Raw genomic sequence first — 20137 nt, forward strand, 5'->3', positions numbered from 1 at the left:
ACCCGAAGCACACGGGGACGCCGACGGCTCACCGCTCACAGCCCTGACGAGTCCTCAGCCGCCCTCGGCCGCGCCCTCGCTCGCCTTCCCCGACCAGAAGTCGGAGCGGACGTTGGGCCGGGGCAGCGGATAGACGTCCTTGTACGCGGGCCCGTTCGGCTCGGCGGTCGGGTCGGCGACCTTCGACTCCTTCACGCACGGACTGTCGGCCTCGAAGAAGGCCTGCCCCTTCCCCCGGAAGGAGACGCTGACACCGAAGCCGTTCTTCGTGACCGCGTAGACCGCCGGGAACTTCTCGTCCTTGTTGACCGCCTTGATCCGGTAGTCGTTCTTCCGCCAGAACGTCTCCGCCCGGTCCAGGAAGGTCTGCCGGCGGTCGGCGGACACGACGGTCATGACGACCCGCCGACGGGTCACGCCGCAGGCCCGAGTGGTGGTCGGCCCGTGGGCCCACCGCACATCGGGGTCGATGCCCTTCAGGACGGCGTCCAGCATCGCGTCGGACTGCTCGGCAGCCTCCTGCATATCCATCCGGCTCTCCTTCCCGCTCTCTTTCCCGCTCTCCTTCCCGGCGCTCACGTCGTCCCCCCGCGAGCCGCTCTCGCTCCCGCACCCGGACAGCGGAACCCCCAGGACCAGGACCAGGACCACCGCGACGGGGGGCAGGGCCCGCTTCGCTCGCCTCACTTCGGTTCCTCCATCTTGAGCCGGTCGGCGTTGCCCGACACGATCAGGGCGATGCTGTCCGCGGACACGGCGTCGCGTTCCGGGCTGAAGTAGTTCGAGTGCGAGTCCAGGCTGATGCCGCTGCCGCTGACGAGCGGAGGACCGTCGGCCACCGGGAAGCGCCGGGCCCCGAACGCCTTGCTCGCCGGATCCTTCCCGAACCACAGGTCGTCGTCACCCGGATCGGCCAGATCGCCGGCGAGGTACGCCCCGCCGGGACCTCCCAGGGCCAGCCCGAGCCCGCCCACCACGACCTGGGTCTTGGAGGGCAGCTTGGTCACCGGGTCATTGGCGGCGGCCCCCACGAAGACATGCTCGCTGCCGACGCCGAGGTCCACGGCGTGGTCGACGCCGACCCCCGGACTGCCGACGAGGATGATGTCGTCGACCCCGGGAATCCCACCGGGCCGGGCCGCGGCGGCGCCCACGGTGCGGGATCCGTAGGAGTGCCCGATGGCCGTGAGATGCGGGTCCTTGTTCTGGTTGGTGACGGAGATGCCGTCCATGAAGCCGCGGTAGGCCTCCCCGCCCTTCTCGGCACGCCCCGTGCCCATGACGGCGAAGTAGCCCGCCGCCCCGTCCTTGTCCGGCAGCTGCGGTGCGTCGTACCCGAGCCAGACGATCGACGCCGTGGAGTCGTCGTACCCCTGCGCCCCGATCGCGGTGTCCCGGGCCCGCCCGAGATCGTTCTTGGCGAACTCCTCGTCGAGGGAGGTGTTGAGCCCCGGTACGTACGCCGACACATGCTGGGAGGCGTCCGGATTGCCGAAGGAGACGATGGCCCGCCCGTTGCCCTCGTCACCGATCCCGATGAGATACATGGGCGGCTTCCCGTCCTCCTTCAACTGCCGCTCGATCTCCCGCAGCCCGGCCAGCTGGTCACGGGCCTTGTCGGTGTCGACCCCCTCCAGCTTGTCGATCAGCGCCGGAAGATTGCGGCGGTTGGCGGCGTCGCGCGCGAGGACCGGGATGCCGTCGAGGTTGCCGATCCGTTCCGGGACGAGCTCGATGTACCGCTCCCGCTCCTCCGGCGAGAGCCCGTCCCACCAGGCCTTGCGCTCGGCGGGCGTGGCGTTCTGCGGAATCCGTTCGCTCAGGTGCGCGCGCTCGGCGTCCCGCACCTCGGCGTCGACCCGCGCCCCGGAGCCGGGTATCGCCAGCCCGGCGCCCGCACCGCCGACGGCCTTGTTCCAGTCCCAGGCCGCACCGATGTAGTCGCCCCGCGCCCACTTCTCCCCCGCGCCACGGGTGTCGCGCCCCCACTGGTCGACGATGCGCCGCCCACTGTCACCCGGCCGCAGCACGGCGTCGACGACCCCTTGGACGTCACCCCCCAGCCCGTCCCCGAGAAACCCGTCGAGGAACCCGCCGCCGTTGGGACCCGCGGGTCTACCCGCGTCGACCGGCACGAAGACGGCGGCCGGGGGGAAGGCGTCGCCGCCTTGGGGGGACGGGGACGAGGCGTTGTTCTGGGGCCGGGTGCTGTCGCCGGGGACACCGTCGGAACCGCTGCTTCCGGCCGTACTGCCGGTGGATCCGGTGGAACCGGTGGTGCTGCCGGTGGATCCGGTGGTCGCGGCCTCTCCGGTGTCACCGCTGGCACCGCTGGTACCGGTGCTGCCGGTACCACCGGTAAGGCTGGACTCGCCGCCTCCATCACCACCACCAGAGGCATCACCACCACCACTGGCGCCGGCGCCACCGCTACCGCTACCGCCAATGCCACTGCCACTGCTGCTGCCGTCGGCGCTTCCGCCACCGGCCACGACGTCATGCCCCGGCGCCGGGCACGAACTGCCGGTCAGTTCGCAGATCGCGCTACGGATCTCCGCGGTGAGCTGCCTGCCGGTTCCGGTTGCCATGAGCCCGCCGACGAGAGCGACGACCACCAGGACGAGGCCCAGGTACTCCAACGCGGTCTGCCCGCCGTCGCGGCGCAGCTTCATCATCCGGGCGAAGCTGAACAGCCGTTGCTCGGCCCGTTGCTCCAGCTCGCTCCGGAACCATCGACGGCTCTCCGGCCGGCAGAGCAGCACGATGACGGCCGCGGGTATCACCAACCGCGCGACACCTTGCACCCCGGACCCGCCGCTCAGCTCGGCGAGGGCGCCGAGGACGATCCACGCCTGCACGGCGAGGAGCCCGTACCAGACCCGGACACCGCCATGACGGACGTACAGCGACAGCACGAAGGCGGCGACGCCGGGTAACGACGCGTAGAGCAGCAGCCCGAGGAGGTACCCGTCGACCGCGTCCACCGAGGACGCCGTCGACAGCGCCCGGACCGCGCCCACCAGGGTGGCGACGAAGAGAACGTGAAGGAGGATCAGGACCGCCTGCAACGGCCGGGGCATCAACCGCCCACCCGGGCCCGCTACGGCAGCGCTTACATCGACGCCGACAGGAACCGCGCTTCTTCGTATGCCGGACAAGAGCAGTCCCCTACCTCGTGAGTGGGCGGAACGGGCGACAGATCAGTCACTCCGCGTATGCGACCACACGGGCAGGGGACACGACATGGGCCCCAGGACCCAATGGCGGGCTCAAAATCCTTACTGGACTACCGAGTTAAGCCACCTTGACCCGATCACGACCTGCTTGCCGCCGCCGCGCTGGGGGCGCCTGCCGACCAGAAGTCGGAGTGGATGTTGGGGCGGGGGATGAACTCCATGCCTTCGTACAGGGGTGCCGTCGCCTTGCTGGTGGAGTCCGCCACTTCGGACGCACGAACGCATGGCGTATCTACCTGGAAGAACGCTTGCCCTTTGCCGCCAATGCGGAGCCTCACACTGAACCCGTCCTGAGTTCGAGCATAGATTGCCGGAAATTCCGCATCGTTATTGATAACCGTCATGTGATACCCACTCTTGCGCCAGAACCGATCCACCACCCCCAAGAGGTTCCCCCTCCTCGCGGCCGAAATATCTGTCATGACGACCCGCCTGCGTGAAACATCGCAACTACCCACGGTCGTGGGCCCATGAGTCCACCGCAACTCCGGCTTAATCTCCCGGAACACGGAGTCAAGAATCTCGTCCGACCGCTCAGCAGCAGCTTGCATATCCACGCTCGAATCCCTATTCACCGCACACCCAACGACTGCCAGAGCGATGCATCCGGCGACCGTCAAAAAACACGTTGACCGCCTCAACGCGCATCCTCCCGCTTAACTCTGTGGCCAGCCCCTGCGACAACCATCGCAATGCTGTCAGCTGACGCGGCGTCCAGCTCCGGGTTGAAATACTGCGAATGCGCATCGATCGAAACACGACCAAGGCCGACCAACGGCGGCCCCGGATCCGCTGCGAAGCGCTGTGCACCAAACCCTTCGCTTGCCGGGTCTTTCCCGAACCACAGACCGTCATCTCCCCGATGAACCACATCTACCGCCAGCGCCCCTGCTGGCCCGAGGGCACTCCCCACCGCCCCGAGCAGTCCCTTTTCCTTGGACGGTAGGTGAGTCACCACGTCATTTTCTGCGGCACCAACGAATACGTGGCCCCTCCCTACCTTGAGATCCTCCGCACGGTCCACACCAAGCCCTGGGCTGCCGACCAGGACGATGTCATCAACCCCGAGAATCCCATCACCTTGCTGTGTAGCGGCTCCGACCGTTCTCGAACCGTACGAGTGTCCGATAGCTGTCATGTGCGGATCACCGTGGTCGTTCGATACGGCCAGCCCGGACATGAACCCGTGGAGTGCTCGCCCGCCGGTCTCCGCTCTTTCGGTGCCGGCAACCGCCAAACTACTCATCCCGTCCGGGCTCTGAGGCGCGTCATAGCCCAGCCAGACGATTGCCGCGCTGGACTCATCAATCTCCCTGGCCGCCATGGCCGTGTCACGCGCCCGCTTCAGATCCCCCTGCGCAAACTCCTCGTCCAACGACGTATTCAACCCCGGCACATAGGCCGCCACATTCCGCGACGTATCAGGATTCCCGTACGAGACGATCGCCCGACCGTTCCCCTGATCGCCGATCCCGAGCAAGTACATGGGCGGCTCCCCCGGCTTCGGCACCGTCCGCAGCTGCCGGTCGATCTCCCGCAACGCCGCAAGCTTCGTCGCCGATTCCTCGTCGTCCCGCCCCTCCAGCTTCCCCATCAGCAACTGCAGGTTGTCCCGGTTCGCCACGTCCCGGACCAGGGCCGGAATCCCGTCCAGGTTGCCGATCTGGTCCGGGTACACCGCGAGGTATTCCTCGCGCTGTTCGTCCGTCAGCCCGGCCCACCACTCCTTGCGCTCAGCGGGACTCGCATCGTGCGGGATCGCGTTCCTCAGGTAGCTGCGCGCCGCCTGCCGCACCGCCGCCGCATCGGCTGCGGCATCCGTCCACGTCGCGGCCGGAACCGCCAAGCCCTCATGCGCCTTCAGCGACCGCAGGATCCTGGTGTACCGCCAGTCCGCATCGGCGGCCGTCCGTACGGCCTGCGCCACGCGGTCCGCGATGTCCTGGGCCTTGCCCGCGTTCGGGTTGGGCGCGACGAGTCCCGAGGGGGTGGCCATGCCCGGGTTCGGAACCCCGGACGCCGTCCCGCCCGCCAACGGCTTCCCGTCGACCAGGCCCTCGCCCGCCGCCGGATACGTCACCGAACCATCCGCGTGCACCGTGAACTTCAGCGCCTCCGCATCGTCCAGCGCCCCCTGCAACACACGCTGCTGGGCCTTGATCTCATGGGCCAGGCTGTTCAGCGTGGTCCGCAGCAGCCCGCACTCGGTATAGATGTACTGGAAGTTCACCCCCAGCCGGCGCAGCCGCCCCTCGGCCGCCCCCACCGCCTCCCCCTTCTGCGTATCGCGCAGGCCGGGCAAAAGCTGGCCCTCGATACGGTCCCGGGCCGCGTCGGCACGGTTGCTCACCCGGCCCCAGCCGTCCGCGGCCTCCTCCAGCTCGGCGCACTTCACCTCACGTAACGCGGACCAGGTCAGGGCGGAATCAGCCCCGCCGCCCCGCCCGCTCACCGCGCTCCGCCACCGCTCGGCGTCTTCACCCTGTCGAAGTCGCTCCTCACCGCCTCGTTCGTCCGTGTCTGGGCTTGGACGACGCCCCGGAGACTCCCGGCGAGGCTCCCGCACTCGCGGCGCGCCGCCTCGATCCGGCGCTCCCACGAGGCCCGCACGGTGCTCAGCTCGGCCAAGGCGGACAGCGCTCCGGCCCCGGCGACCAAGCCTTGGTGGGCCGCCGCCAGTTCGCTCTTCACCGGGCCGAGGTGCGTGACCAAGTGGTCGGCCACGCCTGCGGCCCGCTGCCATGGGCCACCGCTGTGCACGAGATCCCCGTCCCCGGCGGCCCCCACCGATGCCGCAGATCCGACCGGCCCGCCCAGCCGCTCCCAGCCGTCGTTCGGCTGCCCGACCACGGTTACTCCGCCCACACCGCTCACCCCGTTCTCTTGATCGTGGAGCGGCACTGTGCCAAATCCGCGGAGCCCGACATGCCGCCCGTCAACGCTCCGGTGATCCGGCTCCGTACACACCCGGTCCCGTGATTCCCGGCCGAGCGGAGCGGGGTCGCCGTTCCCGTGAAGCCATGCGGTTCACCCGAACGAAGGGGAGACGAGCGCGAGCACAGAAGCAGAAGCAGAAACAGACGTACCGCCGTCGCGCCCCCTCCGCCGCACGGCGGAGACCTCACCCCCGACCTCGTACCGCAGAACGACGCACACCGGATCAGAAACTGACGCCACGCCACAGCCGCCGGGCCACGCTGGAACACATGACGCGAACCCGGCAGGAACACCCCACCGACTCCACCGGATCCACCGCCCCCACGCCTCTTCCTTCTCCCCCGCCCGCGCCCCGGTGGGCGGTCCGCTGCGCGCAGCTGATCACGCTGATCGTGCTGCCGACCGGGCTGTGGCGGCTGGCGATGGTGTTCGGGTTCCCGTCCGGGTACACCGAGGCAGGCTTCGTACCGTTCGACACCCCGGGCGCCAAGCTGTGGATGCTGACGCTGAGCGTCGGCTGCGAGCTGCTCGCCCTGCTGTCCCTCGGCCTGGTGCGGCCGTGGGGCGAAACGGCGCCCCGCTGGATACCTCTCATCGGCGGCCGCCCCGTCCGCCCCCTGGCCGCCGTCGTACCGGCCGCCGCCGGGGCTCTCGCGCTGACGGCGATCTGGGCCGCCATGCCGCTGTGGTGGACGTACCCCCACGCGGACATGACCCCCGCCGGCCGGTTCCTGGTCGGCGTCATCTACCAGCCGCTCGTCCTCTGGGGCCCGCTCCTCGCTGCCGTCACCGTCTCCTACTACCGCCGCACCCGGCCGGCCTGACGAAACATCGAACATGGTGCCGACCGGCGCACCGACGGCTCTCGAACGGCGCATACGAACACGCCTTGCCCCGCGAACGCTGCAACCGCATCAGAACCCATGGCCACCGTCGTTGCTCCTGGTCACACCCCGTGATACACAGAGTAACCAGGCATATGCATGAGGAGCCAGGACGAGCCGCAGGTCAGGGCGGCCGCCCCGGTCAAACGTGCGAGATCCGGGTAAAGAGACCCGGGAAGGCGTCGTGCGAGCGCGGTTTCATCAGCGAAGATAGAAGGCGACCCGTGCCGCACGGCACAGGCAGCGAACTACCCAACAGGGGCGGTGACTTACATGATCCTGGCAGCAGAGAAGGGCGACATCACCACCATCATCGGCGGAATCGCTCCGGACTGGGGGCCGTTCGGGACGCTGGGCAACGAGGCGCGCATCATGATCGAGGTGGTGATGGCCATCGCCATCCTGCTCTGCCTCGGCATCGCGATCTGGGGCGCGGCGAAGCAGCGCATCGGAGCGACGGCACTGCGCGACACGTTCAGCGCGGAACAGGGCAAGGGCCTGATCGTGGCGGGGCTGACCGGAGTCTTCATCATCGGCTCCCTGGGCACCCTGTTCACCATCGTGTACGGAATGGCCGTCTGACCCACCGCCGGCCACCCCCGTCCGGGCCGTCCCAGCCCGCTCCCCACCATCCGCCCGTCGTGCCCACCGGCTGAGGTTGCGTTTCCCTGATGTCGAGTCACCACACCGCGCTCAAGCGGCAACCAGCACAGCTACCGTCGTCCTGCGCGGATCTGCACACGACCGAGGGAGCGAACGCGGCATGAGTCCCGGTGACGAGCACGACTACCGCGGCAAGGACCAGGGGAGCCGCCCGGACGACCCGTACAGCACCCTCGGCGGCACGCGTCAGACCCGTACCCGTCTCCCCGACGGCGACCCGGGCCACCCCCACACGCGCCGCCCCGTCCGCAACTCCCGCTCGCTCGTGACGGTCACCGCCGTCGTGGTCCTCCTCGTCGCCGCCATCGCCATCGCGAACCGCGGCGGCGGCAGCGAGGACGCCGCATCCCCGGGCGCAAAGAGCCGTGGAACCGCGGGCAGCGCCCCCACGGCGCCCACCGGCACCAAGCCCGTCCAGGGCAAGAACGGCACGATCGCCTCCGGCTTCGCCCACGACGAGCAGGGCGCGCAGAGCGCGGCGGCGAACTATGCGGTGGCGTTGGGGTCAGCGGAGATGTTCACGAAGGAGAGCCGCGACCGGATCCTCGACACCGTCTACTCGCCTGCCGCGGCGGACGACATCAGAGCCCCTCAGGACCAGGCCTACTCCACCGAATTCCTCGCACACCTCGGTCTCGACCCCGAGGGCAACGCACCGGAGGGCAGCACCTTCATCTCACGGGCCGTTCCCGTGGGGACGAAGGTGCTGGCGTTCGAAGGCGACACCGCAAAGGTAGCTGTCTGGTACACGGGTCTCATCGGCATGTCCGGACAGGACTCCACCAAGCCGGTGAGCACCACCTGGAAGACGTGGACGGCTGAGTTGTCGTGGTCGGGCGGTGACTGGAAGGTGACCGCCGCATCCGAGAGCGACGGCCCGGCGCCCGTTCCCGGCGATGTCGCGGCTTCCCGGTCCGACACGATCAGCAAGGCCGTCGAGGAGTACGGAGGCTTCACTTATGCCAGGTAGCCCCAAGTACCGCTTCCGTTCGGTGGCCACCGCGCTGATCGGACTGCACGCAGCCGCTCTGGCGTTCGCCGGACGCGCGGCCGCGGCGCCGACCCCTACCCCGACGCCGTCACCGAGCAGCAACGAGGACTGCAGCCTCCTGTTCGGTGAGGTGAAGAAGTTCTGCGAGGAGGGCGACGGCGCCGGGGCGTCCGACAGCGTGCCGGGATCACCCGACCCGTCGGAATCCCTCGACCCCCTCTCCTCCCTCGCCCGAGGCTGCGCCGACGCCGCCTCCTGGATCGTCGGCAAGCTCAGCGAGGCCGTCGAGTCCACGGCCAACGTCGACTTCACCAACCCCAAGTTCCTCCAGCAGTACGCCGTCATCTTCGCGGCCTCCACCGTCCTCACCCTCGTCCTCTGGCTCCTCGCCGTGGCCAAGCGCGCCATCCGCGGCGTCCCCCTCACCACCGCGATCTCCGAGGCCGTCGGCTTCCTCTGGCTCACCGTCCTCGCCTCGGCCTTCACCCCGCTGATCCTCTACACGATCGTCTCCGCCACCGACGGCGTCACCGAGGTCATCTCCTCCGCCACCGGCGGCCAGACCGACGTCTTCTTCGGCTCGTTCGCCGAGGCCCTCAAGAAGGGCGAGGACATCGGCGGCGGGCCGATCATGCTGATCGTCGTCTCGCTCGTCTCGATCCTCGCCGCAGGCATCCTGTGGCTGGAGCTCGTGATCCGCGCCGCCCTGCTCTACGTCGGCGCGCTCCTCGGCATCGTCGTCTACGCCGGCCTCGTCGACAAGAACATGTGGGGCCACGTCCGCCGCTGGGCCGGCATCATGATCGCGGTGATCATGGTCAAGCCGGTCATCGTCATCGTCCTCGGTCTCGCCGGAGCGCTCTCCGCGGGCGACGGCCCCGACGCCTTCTCCGCCGTCGTCTCCGGCCTCTCCATCATCCTGCTGGCCATCTTCGCCTCCGCCATGATCTACCGCTTCGTCCCCGGCTTCGGCGACGAGATCCAGGGCGCCCGCACCAACCGCAAGCAGGCCACCGACGGCGCCCAGGCCGCCGCCCTGATCAGCTCCCCGGCCGCCCTCGTCTCCCAGGGCATCAAGACCCACAGCGGCCGCAACGACCAGAACAGCGGCGGAGGCGGAGGCGCCCGCCCCGCCAACCCGGCCAGCGGCGGCGTCGCCGCCCACAGCTCCCGTACCTCCGGCGGAGGCGGCGGAGGCGGCGGATCCGCCGCACCCTCACCCCGCAGCGGATCCGCACCCACCTCCGGGACCCCCCACAGCAGCCGCTCCTCCCGAGGCGGAGGCGGCTTCGGCACCACAGGTAACTCGAGCACAGGAGGGGGAGGGCGTTGACGACCCAGTCCCACACGATGACGCCCCGCCGCACGTATCTCATCGGCCGCGCCCGGCCGAACGCGATCGTCGGCAAGAACCGCGAGACCGGCGAGATCGCCCTGATCATCGTCGGCGCGTTCCTCGGCATGATGAGCGGGCTCCTCGTCCCGGTCCTCTCCCTGCGCATCGTCTGCCTCGTGGGCTTCCCCATGCTGGCCCTCGCCATCGTGTACGTCCCGTACAAGGGCCGGACCTTCTACAAGTGGTTCGAGATCAACCGCAGCTTCAAGCGCTCCCTGCGCCGCGGCACCACCTACCGCTCCGGCGCCATGGAAGCGGGCGTCAGCGCCGACGGCCGTGAGGTCGAGATCGGCCCGCCCCCCGGCATCGGCCGGATCAGCTGGCTCGCCGCCCCCTTCGGCCCCGACGAGATCGCCGTACTCCTCCACGCCGACCGACGCACCGTCACCGCCGCCATCGAGATCGAGGGCCCCGGCGTCGGCCTCCGCGACAGCGAGGACCAGGAAGCACTCGTCGACCGCTTCGGCACCCTCCTCAAGCACGTGGCCAACGGCGACGGCTTCGTCACCCGCCTCCAGATGCTCGCCCGCACCCTCCCCGCCGACCCCGACGCCCACGCCAAGGACGTCGCCCAGCGCGGCGACAAGGCGTCCCCGGGCTGGCTCCAGGAGTCCTACGACCAGCTCCAGTCCATGGTCTCCACCTCCAGCGAGCAGCACCGCGCCTACCTCGTCGCCTGCATGCACTACAGCCGCGAACTGGCCGCCGAGGCCAACGCCATGGCCCGCGCCGCCCGCCCCCACGGCGGCCGCAAGCTCGACCGCGACGCCGGCCTCGCCGTCGTCATGGCCCGCGAGCTCACCGACATCTGCGCCCGCCTCGCCGAGGCCGACATCCGGGTCCGCCAGCCGCTCGGCCAGAGCCGCCTCGCCTCCCTCGTGCACTCCATGTACGACCCCGACCACCCCATCGACCACATCCAGGCCATGACCAAGCGCAACGCCTGGCCCGCCGAACTGGACGCGGTCGAGCCGACGTTCCTCCAGGCCAAGACGCGCGAGTCCACCACCCGCGCCCCCTGGTGCCACGCCACGGCCTGGGTGAAGGAATGGCCGATGACCCCCGTCGGCGTCAACTTCCTCGCCCCGCTCCTCGTCCACACGCCCGACGTCATCCGTACGGTCGCCGTCTGCATGGACCTCGAACCCACCGAGGTCGCCATCGAACGCATGCTGACCGAGAAGACCAACGACGACGCCGAGGCCAGCCGCCAGGCCAAGATGAACCGCACCGTCGACCCCCGCGACATCGCCGCCCACGGCCGGCTCGACCAGCGGGGTGAAGATCTCGCCAGCGGCGCGGCCGGGGTGAACCTGGTGGGGTACATCACGGTGTCGTCCCGTTCGCCCGAGGCCCTCGCCCGCGACAAGCGCACGATCCGTGCCTCGGCCGGCAAGTCGTATCTCAAGCTGGAATGGTGCGACCGCGAGCACCACCGGGCCTTTGTGAACACACTCCCGTTCGCCACAGGAATCCGCCGCTGACACCGGCACCACCCGCAAGATCAACACAGCCACCCGCGACAAGAGAGGGCACCCACGCCATGCGAGACCCCCTGTCCGCATTGTCGGATGCCTTCACCTCCTTCCTCTTCGGCAAGGTGGAGACCACCCGCCTCCCCGTCCGTACGTCCACGGGCCAGGCCCAGGCCGTCTACCTCCCCACCGCCGCCCCCGGCCTCGGGGACTCCGGCGTGATCATCGGCCGCGAGGTCTACAGCGGCAAGGGCTACATCTACGACCCCTTCCAGCTGTACGGGCAACAGCTCCCCGCCCCCCACTGGCTCGTCCTCGGCGAGTCCGGCAACGGCAAGTCCGCGCTGGAGAAGACATACGTCCTGCGCCAGCTCCGCTTCCGCGACCGCCAGGTCGTCGTCCTGGACGCCCAGGGCGAGGACGGCGTCGGCGAATGGAACCTCATCGCTCAGGAGCTGGGCATAACCCCCATCCGCCTGGACCCCACCGCAGCGCTCAACGGCGGCATCCGCCTCAACCCCCTCGACCCCTCCATCACCACCACCGGCCAGCTCGCCCTGCTCCGTACGATCATCGAAGTCGCGATGGGCCACGGCCTCGACGAGCGTTCCGGCTTCGCGCTCAAGGTCGCCCACGCCTACGTCACCGCGACCATCACCGACCGCCAGCCGGTCCTGATGGACATCGTGGAGCAGCTGCGCCACCCCGAGCCCGAGTCCGCCGAGGCGATGAACGTCGACATAGACGATGTACGGGCCTGGGGCCTGGACGTCGCCCTCGTCCTGGACCGGCTCGTCGACGGTGACCTGCGCGGTATGTTCGACGGGCCGACCACCGTCGGCATCGACCTCGACGCGCCGCTCATCGTCTTCGACCTCTCGCACATCGACCGCAACTCGATCGCGATGCCGATCCTGATGGCGATCGTCGGCGTCTGGCTGGAACACACCTGGATCAGGCCCGACCGCAAGAAGCGCATCTTCCTGGTGGAGGAGGCGTGGCACATCATCAACTCGCCCTTCGTCGCCCAGCTCTTCCAGCGCCTCCTGAAGTTCGGACGCCGCCTCGGCCTCTCCTTCGTCGCCGTCGTCCACCACCTCAGCGACGTGGTGGACGGAGCCGCGGCGAAGGAAGCGGCGGCCATCCTCAAGATGGCCTCCACCCGCACGATCTACGCCCAGAAGTCGGACGAGGCCAGAGCGACCGGCCGGGTCATCGGGCTGCCCCGCTGGGCCGTCGAGATCATTCCGACCCTCACCCCCGGCATCGCCGTCTGGGACGTCAACGGCAACGTCCAGGTCGTCAAACACCTGATCACCGAAGCCGAACGCCCTCTGGTCTTCACCGACCGCGCCATGACCGAGGGGTCGTCGGACGACCACCTGCTCCCCGAGGACATCCGCGCCGCCGAACTGGAGGCGGAGCAACGGGCGGCCCGGATCGAGAACCAGCAACGGATCAACGAGTCGTCAGAGTCAACGGTGGCATGACATGGCACGCCAGGCAGCACGGGGCCGGGGCAGCGGGCCCGCCCACCACGACGGACACGACGGCCGGCCCCAGGGCGGCGGCGGCATCCCGGACGGCCTGCTGATCGGCCTCCTGGGCCTCCTCCTCGCGGCCACCCTGGTCGCCTGGACGGCCACCGGCCTGGCCGGGCTCTTCTCCCACGGGGCCTGGCCGGACGGCGTGACGTTCACCCGCTCCCCGCTCGCCCTGCGCGAACTGGCCACCGCCCCACAGGACCTCGCCGCCGCCTGGCCACAGACGCCCCCGGCCCAGCTCTCCGGATACGGGCTGTTCTGGGGCCTGTTCATCGGCGAACTGATGGTCCTGGTGGTCCTCACGGTGTTCACGCTCGGAGTCGTGGCCCGCGGTCGGGCGGTACGGGAACGACGCCGCGAGGAACGGGCCTTCGGGCCCCACGAGAAGCAGGCCGCCACGAACACCGGCCTCACCAAAGAAGCAGAAGCAACAGGACCATCAGCAGGGGAAGGGGAAGGGGAAGGGGAAGGAACACCCACCACCCCCGCAACACCCAACCCCGCACCGGCCCCCACCCCCAACAGCAACAACCCCCCAGCCGCATCGACATCCGCATCCGCACCCCCGCACGCATCCCCACGCACCCCCGCCTCCCCCGAGGCCACCGCAACGCCCTCCCCCGAGATCGCCCCCTCCGCACTCGTCCCCTCCCCCCGCACCCCCCTCCTCGTCTACGCCCCCGCCCCCGCCCGGCGCCCCACCGTCGTCCAGGCCATCCACGACGCCGAAGGCCCCGCACTCGTCGTCACCTCGGACCCCACCGTCTGGGCCGAGACGAAGGACGCGCGCGGCAAGCTCGGCCCGGTCCTCGTCTACGACCCGGGCCACCTCTGCGACACCCCGGCCCGCCTCCACTGGTCGCCCACCGCGGGCTGCGAGCTCCCCGACGTCGCCGCCGCGCGCGCGGCCGCCCTGCTCGCCCCGGTACGCCCGCAGGCCCGGATCGACGCGGCGGTGGCCGACACGGCGCAGACGCTCCTCCAGTGCTGGCTGCACGCCGCCGCGGTGGACGGCCGCCCCTTCCGCCAGGTCGCCCGCTGGGCCTCCGGGGCCGGCGCCCACGAACCCGTACGCCTCCTCCGTACGCACCCCAAGGCCGCCTCCGGACTCGCCGGGCTGCTGGAGTCCGCGCTCACCGCCTATCCGGAACGCCGCGAAGTGGCCCAGGAGCTGACGGTACGGGCGTTCGCCGCGCTGGCCTCGGTGCACATCCGCGAGGCCTGCACGGCGAACCGAGCCGATTCCCTCGCGCTGGAATCTTTTGCGGACGAAGGGGGAACGCTCTACCTGGTGGGCGAACCGATCGAGGATCCTCGTACCCGCCCCGGCGCGATGTCCCTTCTCACCGCGCTCGCCGCAGACGTGGTCGAGCACGGCCGCCGCATGGCCGCACGGTCATCCGACGGTCGGCTCGACCCACCAATGACGCTCGTCCTCGACGACGTCGCGGCCGTGGCCCCGCTGCCCAAGCTCCCGGAGCTCCTGGCGACCGGCCAGGACAGGGGCATGCCCGCCCTGGTGCTGCTCCGCTCCCGGGAACAGGGCCGGGCCCGCTGGCAGGAACACCTGCACGCCCCGGCCCCGGGCATCCGCTAGGCAAGAGCGCCGCCCAGCGCCCAGGCAGCGCCCCCACCGCGCCCAGCCGCACCGCACCGAAGTTCCCGCCGCTACGCGCCCCGTTACGCTTCCCGCCCGAGGACGTACTCCAACTCCTGCTCGCCCCGGCCGCCCGGGGCCGGAATCCGCTGCCCGGAGGGGACGAATCCGAACCGCCGGTAGAAGGCGGCCGCTCGAGGGTTCTTCTCGTGCACGTAGAGGCGCACCCGCTCCATCCGGGGCGCGGACAGCGACCAGGCCCACGCGACGGCCTCGCGGAACAGCGCGTCCGTCACCCCGGTGCCCCGCGCCTCGGGGCGGACGAACACACCGACCAGGTGCGCCTGATCCACCGCCGGAGCCTCCCCGAAGCGCACATCGTCCTCCGGGCTCTCGACGAGCACGGTGACCGTGCCCACCCACACCCCGTCCGGCGACTCCGCGACGAACTGGCGGACCCGGCCGCCCCCGCCCTCGGCCGCGGCAGCAGCGCGCTCCTGCCAGAAGACGTCCGGCCTCGCCGCCGCTTCCTCGTACGACTCCAGGAACGCCACAGGCGCCGCCGGGTCCTTCAAGGCGTCCAGCCGCAGCTGCCTGACCTGCGGCCATTCATCGGCCCGCACCGCACGCATCACATAGTCCATGCCCCGATCTTCACCCCCGCCCGCCCCACGCTCAACCGACTAAGCCCACCGCGACCGCCACCACGAAGGCCAACACACCGCGTCCGCCACCACCAAGGCCAACGCACCACGCACCACTCCCACGCCCACGCCCGGGCCCGCACCCCGTCGTACCCCGGTACTACGCCCCGGCCCACGTCCAACCCCCGGTCGGACGACCGGGGGTTGGACGCTCCGTAGCGTCGACCGCATGATCACGGCACACGGACTCACCAAACGGTACGGCGACAGAACCGTCGTCCAGGACCTCGACTTCACCGTCCGCCCCGGCACGGTCACCGGCTTCCTCGGCCCCAACGGAGCCGGAAAGTCCACGACGATGCGCATGCTGCTCGGCCTCGACACCCCGACCCGCGGCCGCTCCACCGTCAACGGCCGCTCCTACGCCACCCACCCCGCGCCGCTCACCCAGGTCGGCGCCCTGCTGGAGGCCCGCTCCGTCCACCCGGGCCGGTCCGCCTTCAACCACCTCTTCGCCCTCGCCCACACCCACGGCATCCCGCGCCGCCGCGTCGAGGAGGTCATCGACCTCGCCGGGCTGACCGACGCCGCCCACCGAAGGGTCAAGGGCTTCTCGCTCGGCATGGGCCAACGGCTCGGCATCGCCGCCGCACTCCTCGGCGACCCCGCCACCGTCATCCTGGACGAGCCGGTCAACGGACTGGACCCCGAAGGCGTCCTGTGGATCCGCAACCTCCTCACCTCCCTCGCCGCCGAAGGCCGTACGGTCCTCGTCTCCTCCCACCTGATGAGCGAGATGGCCCTCACCGCCGACCATCTGATCGTCATCGGCCGCGGCAGGCTCCTCGCCGACACCACCGTGGCCGAGCTGATCCGCTCGGCGGGCGGCGAATCCGTCAAGGTCGTCACCCCGCAGCCGGAGGAACTGAGCACACACCTGGCGGCCCCGGACGTGACCATCACCGCCTCCACCACCGAGACCCCGGCCCGGGAACTACGGATCCGGGGCGCGGACGCCGCGCGCATCGGGAGCGTCGCCGCCACGCACGCGATCACACTCCACGAACTGACACCGCAGACGGTGTCGTTGGAGCAGGCGTTCATGGATCTCACCCAGGAATCGGTGGACCACCGCGCGCACCACCACCGCATCGGAGCAGCAGCATGACCACGACCCAGCCCACCCCACAGCCGCCGACCCACCTCACACCACCACGGCCATCGCCCTCGCCCGCACCCTCCCCGTACCGCATCACCCCCACCCACGTCCTGCGCTCGGAATGGCACAAGTTCCGTTCCCTGCGCTCCACCTGGATCACCGTCATCTCGGCGGTCGTGCTGGTCCTGGGCGTCGGCCTGATCATGGGCGGGACCTACACCTCCGGCGGCGGGGACTCCGACATCGACACGGTCGTCCTGACGCTGTACGGCAGCATGCTCGGCCAGCTGTGCCTGATCGTCCTGGGCATCCTGATGACCGCGGGCGAGTACGCGACGGGCATGATCCGCTCCTCGCTCACCGCCGTGCCCGCCCGGCTCCCCGTCCTGTGGGCCAAGGCCGCGGTGTTCGCCGCCACCGTCTTCACGGTCATGTTCGCGACGGCCCTGGTCACGTTCGCGGTGGCCCAGGCCTTCCTCCACGACACCGACCAGGCGGCCTCGTTCACCGACCCGGGCATCCTGCGCGCCCTGGCCGGCAACGCCGGCGCCCTCACCCTGATGGGCCTCATCGCGCTCGGCCTCGGCGCACTGCTGCGGTCCGTGCCCGGGGCGATCGGCGCGGTCATCGGCGGCGTCATGGTCCTGCCGGAGGTCCTCGGGATGCTCCCGTACGACGCCGTCGAGCGCGCCATCATGTACTTTCCCACCCAGGCCACCGGTGCCCTGGGCTCCGCCACCCCCATCCCGGGCACCATCTCCCCTGGCCCCGCCCTGCTCGCCCTGTCGCTGTGGGCGGGCACGACGCTGGCCGCGGCAGCGCTGGCGCTCAAGCGCCGCGACGTCTGACACATGAGGAGAGGCGACCAGGTGACGTACCACCCCCGAGGCCCCGGCGGTACGACGACCGCCCCCCTCACCCGGATCATCCGCGACGCCCTGGACCGCCTCCGCGCCTTCGACCGACACCGGCCACGGGTCTGGGACGCCGCGGTGACCGCGTTCTGGGTCGTGGCGGCGGTGCTCGACTACACCTCCGGCGGCTGGCGGACCGTCGCACACGACGACGTGACGGCCCCCGAGTTCCTGGTGCTCCTGATGAGCCTCGGCTTCTCGCTGCCCCTGCTGTGGCGACGCACGCACCCCCTGGCCGTACTTCTCCTGATGGCACCGGTGTCGATCGTCAACATCTGGACGGGGGCCGTGGTGCAGGCGGCCCTCCTCCAGTTGATCCCGGTCTTCCAGATCGTGCTGCGCTCATCCCTCCGTACGGTCGGGGCGGCGGCTCTGCTGTTCGTCGTCCCGGTCCTGGCCGGCGGCGTCCGCATCCCCGCCGACTGGGGCCAGGAGGTGGTCTCGTACGTCTGGGGCCTGGTGTTCGTGGTGCTTCTGGGCATCGCGGTACGCACCCGGCGCGAGTACACGGAGGCCCTGGTCGAGCGCGCGCACCGGCTGGAACACGAACGCGACCAGCAGGCCCGGCTCGCAGCCGCCGCCGAACGCACCCGCATCGCACGGGAGATGCACGACATCATCGGCCACAACCTGTCCGTCATCACGGGCCTCGCGGACGGCGGCGCGTACGCGGCCCGGAAGAACCCGGAACGCGCGGGCCAGGCACTGGAGGCCATCGGCACCACCAGCAGGCAGGCCCTCTCCGAACTCCGCCGGCTCCTGGGCGTCCTGCGCGACGACCACCCCGACGCCGAACGCACGCCCCAGCCCACGCTCGACGAACTGGCCCCCCTCATCGAACGCGTACGCCGGGCGGGCCTGCCCGTCCACCTGGAACTGAACGGCGAACCCCGGCGACCGGCCCTCACCCCGGGCCGCCAACTCACCGTGTACCGGGTGGTCCAGGAAGCCCTGACCAACACCCTCAAACACGCCACCCACCCCACCTCCGCGACGGTCACCCTCACCTACTCGCGCACACACCTGGACGCCCACATCACCGATACGGGCACCGGAGCCACCGCAACCGCGGACGGGGCGGAAGCCTCCCTGCCGGCCCAGGGCATCATGGGCATGCGGGAACGCGCCGCACTGTACGACGGCACCCTCGAAGCGGGCCCGCTGCCGCACCACGGCGGATGGCAGATACGGCTCCGCCTTCCCCTGGAGGACACGCACCCGTGACGACCGTACTCATCGCGGACGACCAGCCGATGCAACGCTTCGGCTTCCGCATGCTGCTGGAGAGCCAGGACGACATGACGGTCGTCGGCGAGGCGGGCAACGGCACCGAGGCCGTCCATCTGGTCGCCCGCCACCACCCGGACGTCGTGCTGATGGACATCCGTATGCCGGGCCTGGACGGCATCGAGGCGACCCGGCGCATCATCGCGTCGGGTGCCGGCAGCCGCATCCTGATCGTCACGACCTTCGACCTCGACGCGTACGCCTACGACGGTCTGCGCGCCGGGGCCAGCGGCTTCCTGGTCAAGGACGCCCTGCCCGAGGAACTCCTCGCCGGCATACGTGCGGTGGCCGCCGGCGACGCCGTGGTCGCCCCGACCCTGACGCGCCGTCTCCTCGACGCGTACGTGCACCACCTCCCGGCCGTACCCGGCGCACCGACCGCGTCGGACCCACGCATCACCGCGCTGACGGAACGGGAACGGGAAATCCTCACCGTCATCGGCCAGGGCTGGTCCAACACGGAGATCGCCACCCGCCTCCACCTCGCCGAGTCCACGGTGAAGACGCACGTGACCCGCATCCTCGCCAAAACAGGCGCAAGGGACCGCGTCCAGGCAGTGATCTTGGCCTACGACACCCGCCTGGTAACCCCGATGTAGCGGTGCGTAACGGATCGAGAACGCAGAAAAGCCCCGCACCTTGTTGGTGCGGGGCTTTCCCGGAAAAATTGTTCGGCGGCGTCCTACTCTCCCACAGGGTCCCCCCTGCAGTACCATCGGCGCTGAAAGGCTTAGCTTCCGGGTTCGGAATGTAACCGGGCGTTTCCCTAACGCAATGACCACCGAAACACTATGAAATTAACCAACACCGGATTTTTACACGGCCGTTCGTTATTTCAGAACTAACACAGTGGACGCGAGCAACTGAGGACAAGCCCTCGGCCTATTAGTACCAGTCAGCTCCACCCCTTACAGGGCTTCCACATCTGGCCTATCAACCCAGTCGTCTACTGGGAGCCTTAACCAATCAAGTTGGTGGGAATACTCATCTCGAAGCAGGCTTCCCGCTTAGATGCTTTCAGCGGTTATCCTTTCCGAACGTAGCCAACCAGCCATGCCCTTGGCAGGACAACTGGCACACCAGAGGTTCGTCCGTCCCGGTCCTCTCGTACTAGGGACAGCCCTTCTCAATATTCCTACGCGCACAGCGGATAGGGACCGAACTGTCTCACGACGTTCTAAACCCAGCTCGCGTACCGCTTTAATGGGCGAACAGCCCAACCCTTGGGACCGACTCCAGCCCCAGGATGCGACGAGCCGACATCGAGGTGCCAAACCATCCCGTCGATATGGACTCTTGGGGAAGATCAGCCTGTTATCCCCGGGGTACCTTTTATCCGTTGAGCGACAGCGCTTCCACAAGCCACTGCCGGATCACTAGTCCCGACTTTCGTCCCTGCTCGACCCGTCG

17 protein-coding genes and 2 rRNA genes are annotated in these 20137 nt (G+C 69.8%); 11 read left to right on the forward strand and 8 right to left on the reverse strand.

Annotated elements, in window-relative coordinates; genetic code table 11:
• Positions 1–54: 54 nt before the first annotated feature.
• The 5 genes from G3I54_RS25385 to G3I54_RS25405 form a co-directional block, all read right to left on the reverse strand.
• Positions 55–687, reverse strand: coding sequence for a hypothetical protein (locus G3I54_RS25385; RefSeq protein ID WP_164617374.1), 633 nt, complete (start codon positions 685–687; stop codon positions 55–57).
• Positions 684–3080, reverse strand: coding sequence for an alpha/beta hydrolase (locus G3I54_RS25390; RefSeq protein WP_164617376.1), 2397 nt, complete (start codon positions 3078–3080; stop codon positions 684–686). Before G3I54_RS25390 ends, G3I54_RS25385 begins: the two co-directional genes overlap by 4 nt.
• A 233-nt stretch (positions 3081–3313) precedes the next feature.
• Positions 3314–3658, reverse strand: coding sequence for a hypothetical protein (locus G3I54_RS25395; protein ID WP_239144564.1), 345 nt, complete (start codon positions 3656–3658; stop codon positions 3314–3316).
• A gap of 215 nt (positions 3659–3873) precedes the next feature.
• Positions 3874–5688 carry an alpha/beta hydrolase gene (locus tag G3I54_RS25400; protein ID WP_164617378.1) on the reverse strand — a complete coding sequence of 605 codons (1815 nt, stop codon included), beginning with the start codon at positions 5686–5688 and terminating at the stop codon, positions 3874–3876.
• Complete coding sequence (locus G3I54_RS25405; protein WP_343240414.1) at positions 5685–6110, reverse strand: hypothetical protein; 426 nt, start codon at positions 6108–6110, stop codon at positions 5685–5687. The genes G3I54_RS25400 and G3I54_RS25405 overlap by 4 nt, the downstream gene beginning before the upstream one ends.
• 332 nt (positions 6111–6442) lie before the next feature.
• On the opposite strand from G3I54_RS25405, the gene G3I54_RS25410 reads away from it, so the two are divergent.
• The 7 genes from G3I54_RS25410 to G3I54_RS25440 all read left to right on the forward strand — a co-directional run bounded on the left by G3I54_RS25410 (position 6443) and on the right by G3I54_RS25440 (position 14723).
• Positions 6443–6997, forward strand: coding sequence for a hypothetical protein (locus G3I54_RS25410; protein WP_164617383.1), 555 nt, complete (start codon positions 6443–6445; stop codon positions 6995–6997).
• Between the two features lie 333 nt (positions 6998–7330).
• On the forward strand, positions 7331–7639 hold the full coding sequence (locus tag G3I54_RS25415; protein ID WP_003968086.1) for a hypothetical protein: 309 nt from the start codon (positions 7331–7333) through the stop codon (positions 7637–7639).
• A gap of 181 nt (positions 7640–7820) precedes the next feature.
• On the forward strand, positions 7821–8690 hold the full coding sequence (locus G3I54_RS25420) for a hypothetical protein (RefSeq protein ID WP_164617385.1): 870 nt from the start codon (positions 7821–7823) through the stop codon (positions 8688–8690).
• The gene (locus G3I54_RS25425; RefSeq protein WP_164617387.1) at positions 8680–10044 is read left to right on the forward strand and encodes a hypothetical protein; all 1365 of its coding nucleotides are present in this window, start codon (positions 8680–8682) and stop codon (positions 10042–10044) included. The genes G3I54_RS25420 and G3I54_RS25425 overlap by 11 nt, the downstream gene beginning before the upstream one ends.
• Positions 10041–11591, forward strand: a complete 1551-nt coding sequence (locus G3I54_RS25430) for an SCO6880 family protein (RefSeq protein ID WP_164617389.1) — start codon at positions 10041–10043, stop codon at positions 11589–11591. Before G3I54_RS25425 ends, G3I54_RS25430 begins: the two co-directional genes overlap by 4 nt.
• Positions 11592–11650: 59 nt before the next feature.
• Positions 11651–13072 carry an ATP-binding protein gene (locus G3I54_RS25435; RefSeq protein WP_164617391.1) on the forward strand — a complete coding sequence of 474 codons (1422 nt, stop codon included), beginning with the start codon at positions 11651–11653 and terminating at the stop codon, positions 13070–13072.
• Between the two features lies 1 nt (position 13073).
• A complete protein-coding gene (locus G3I54_RS25440; RefSeq protein WP_164617393.1) occupies positions 13074–14723 on the forward strand; it encodes a TraM recognition domain-containing protein in 1650 nt (549 codons plus the stop codon).
• An 83-nt stretch (positions 14724–14806) separates the two neighbouring features.
• Here G3I54_RS25440 and G3I54_RS25445 read toward each other — a convergent pair whose 3' ends face one another.
• Complete coding sequence (locus tag G3I54_RS25445) at positions 14807–15367, reverse strand: GNAT family N-acetyltransferase (RefSeq protein ID WP_164617395.1); 561 nt, start codon at positions 15365–15367, stop codon at positions 14807–14809.
• Positions 15368–15596: 229 nt separating this feature from the next.
• Between G3I54_RS25445 and G3I54_RS25450 the strand changes: the two genes are divergently transcribed.
• Genes G3I54_RS25450 through G3I54_RS25465 form a run of 4 tightly spaced genes read left to right on the forward strand, consistent with a single transcriptional unit; the run spans position 15597 to position 19326 of the window.
• Positions 15597–16535, forward strand: a complete 939-nt coding sequence (locus G3I54_RS25450) for an ABC transporter ATP-binding protein (RefSeq protein ID WP_164617397.1) — start codon at positions 15597–15599, stop codon at positions 16533–16535.
• Positions 16532–17374, forward strand: coding sequence for an ABC transporter permease (locus G3I54_RS25455; RefSeq protein ID WP_239144565.1), 843 nt, complete (start codon positions 16532–16534; stop codon positions 17372–17374). The genes G3I54_RS25450 and G3I54_RS25455 overlap by 4 nt, the downstream gene beginning before the upstream one ends.
• 21 nt (positions 17375–17395) lie before the next feature.
• Positions 17396–18664: a histidine kinase gene (locus G3I54_RS25460; RefSeq protein WP_343240415.1), complete on the forward strand. Its 1269-nt coding sequence runs from the start codon at positions 17396–17398 to the stop codon at positions 18662–18664.
• Positions 18661–19326 (forward strand): response regulator transcription factor, encoded by a 666-nt coding sequence (locus G3I54_RS25465; RefSeq protein WP_164617402.1) that lies wholly within the window; start codon positions 18661–18663, stop codon positions 19324–19326. Before G3I54_RS25460 ends, G3I54_RS25465 begins: the two co-directional genes overlap by 4 nt.
• A gap of 70 nt (positions 19327–19396) precedes the next feature.
• Here the strand turns inward: G3I54_RS25465 and rrf are convergent.
• Together rrf and G3I54_RS25475 are read right to left on the reverse strand one after the other, a co-directional pair.
• Positions 19397–19513 (reverse strand): 5S ribosomal RNA (gene rrf, locus G3I54_RS25470).
• Between the two features lie 79 nt (positions 19514–19592).
• Positions 19593–20137 (reverse strand): 23S ribosomal RNA (locus G3I54_RS25475); the annotation flags it as partial.

Origin of the sequence: Streptomyces sp. SID14515 (assembly GCF_010548505.1) — a bacterium.
In the GTDB taxonomy this organism is placed as follows: domain Bacteria; phylum Actinomycetota; class Actinomycetes; order Streptomycetales; family Streptomycetaceae; genus Streptomyces; species Streptomyces caviscabies.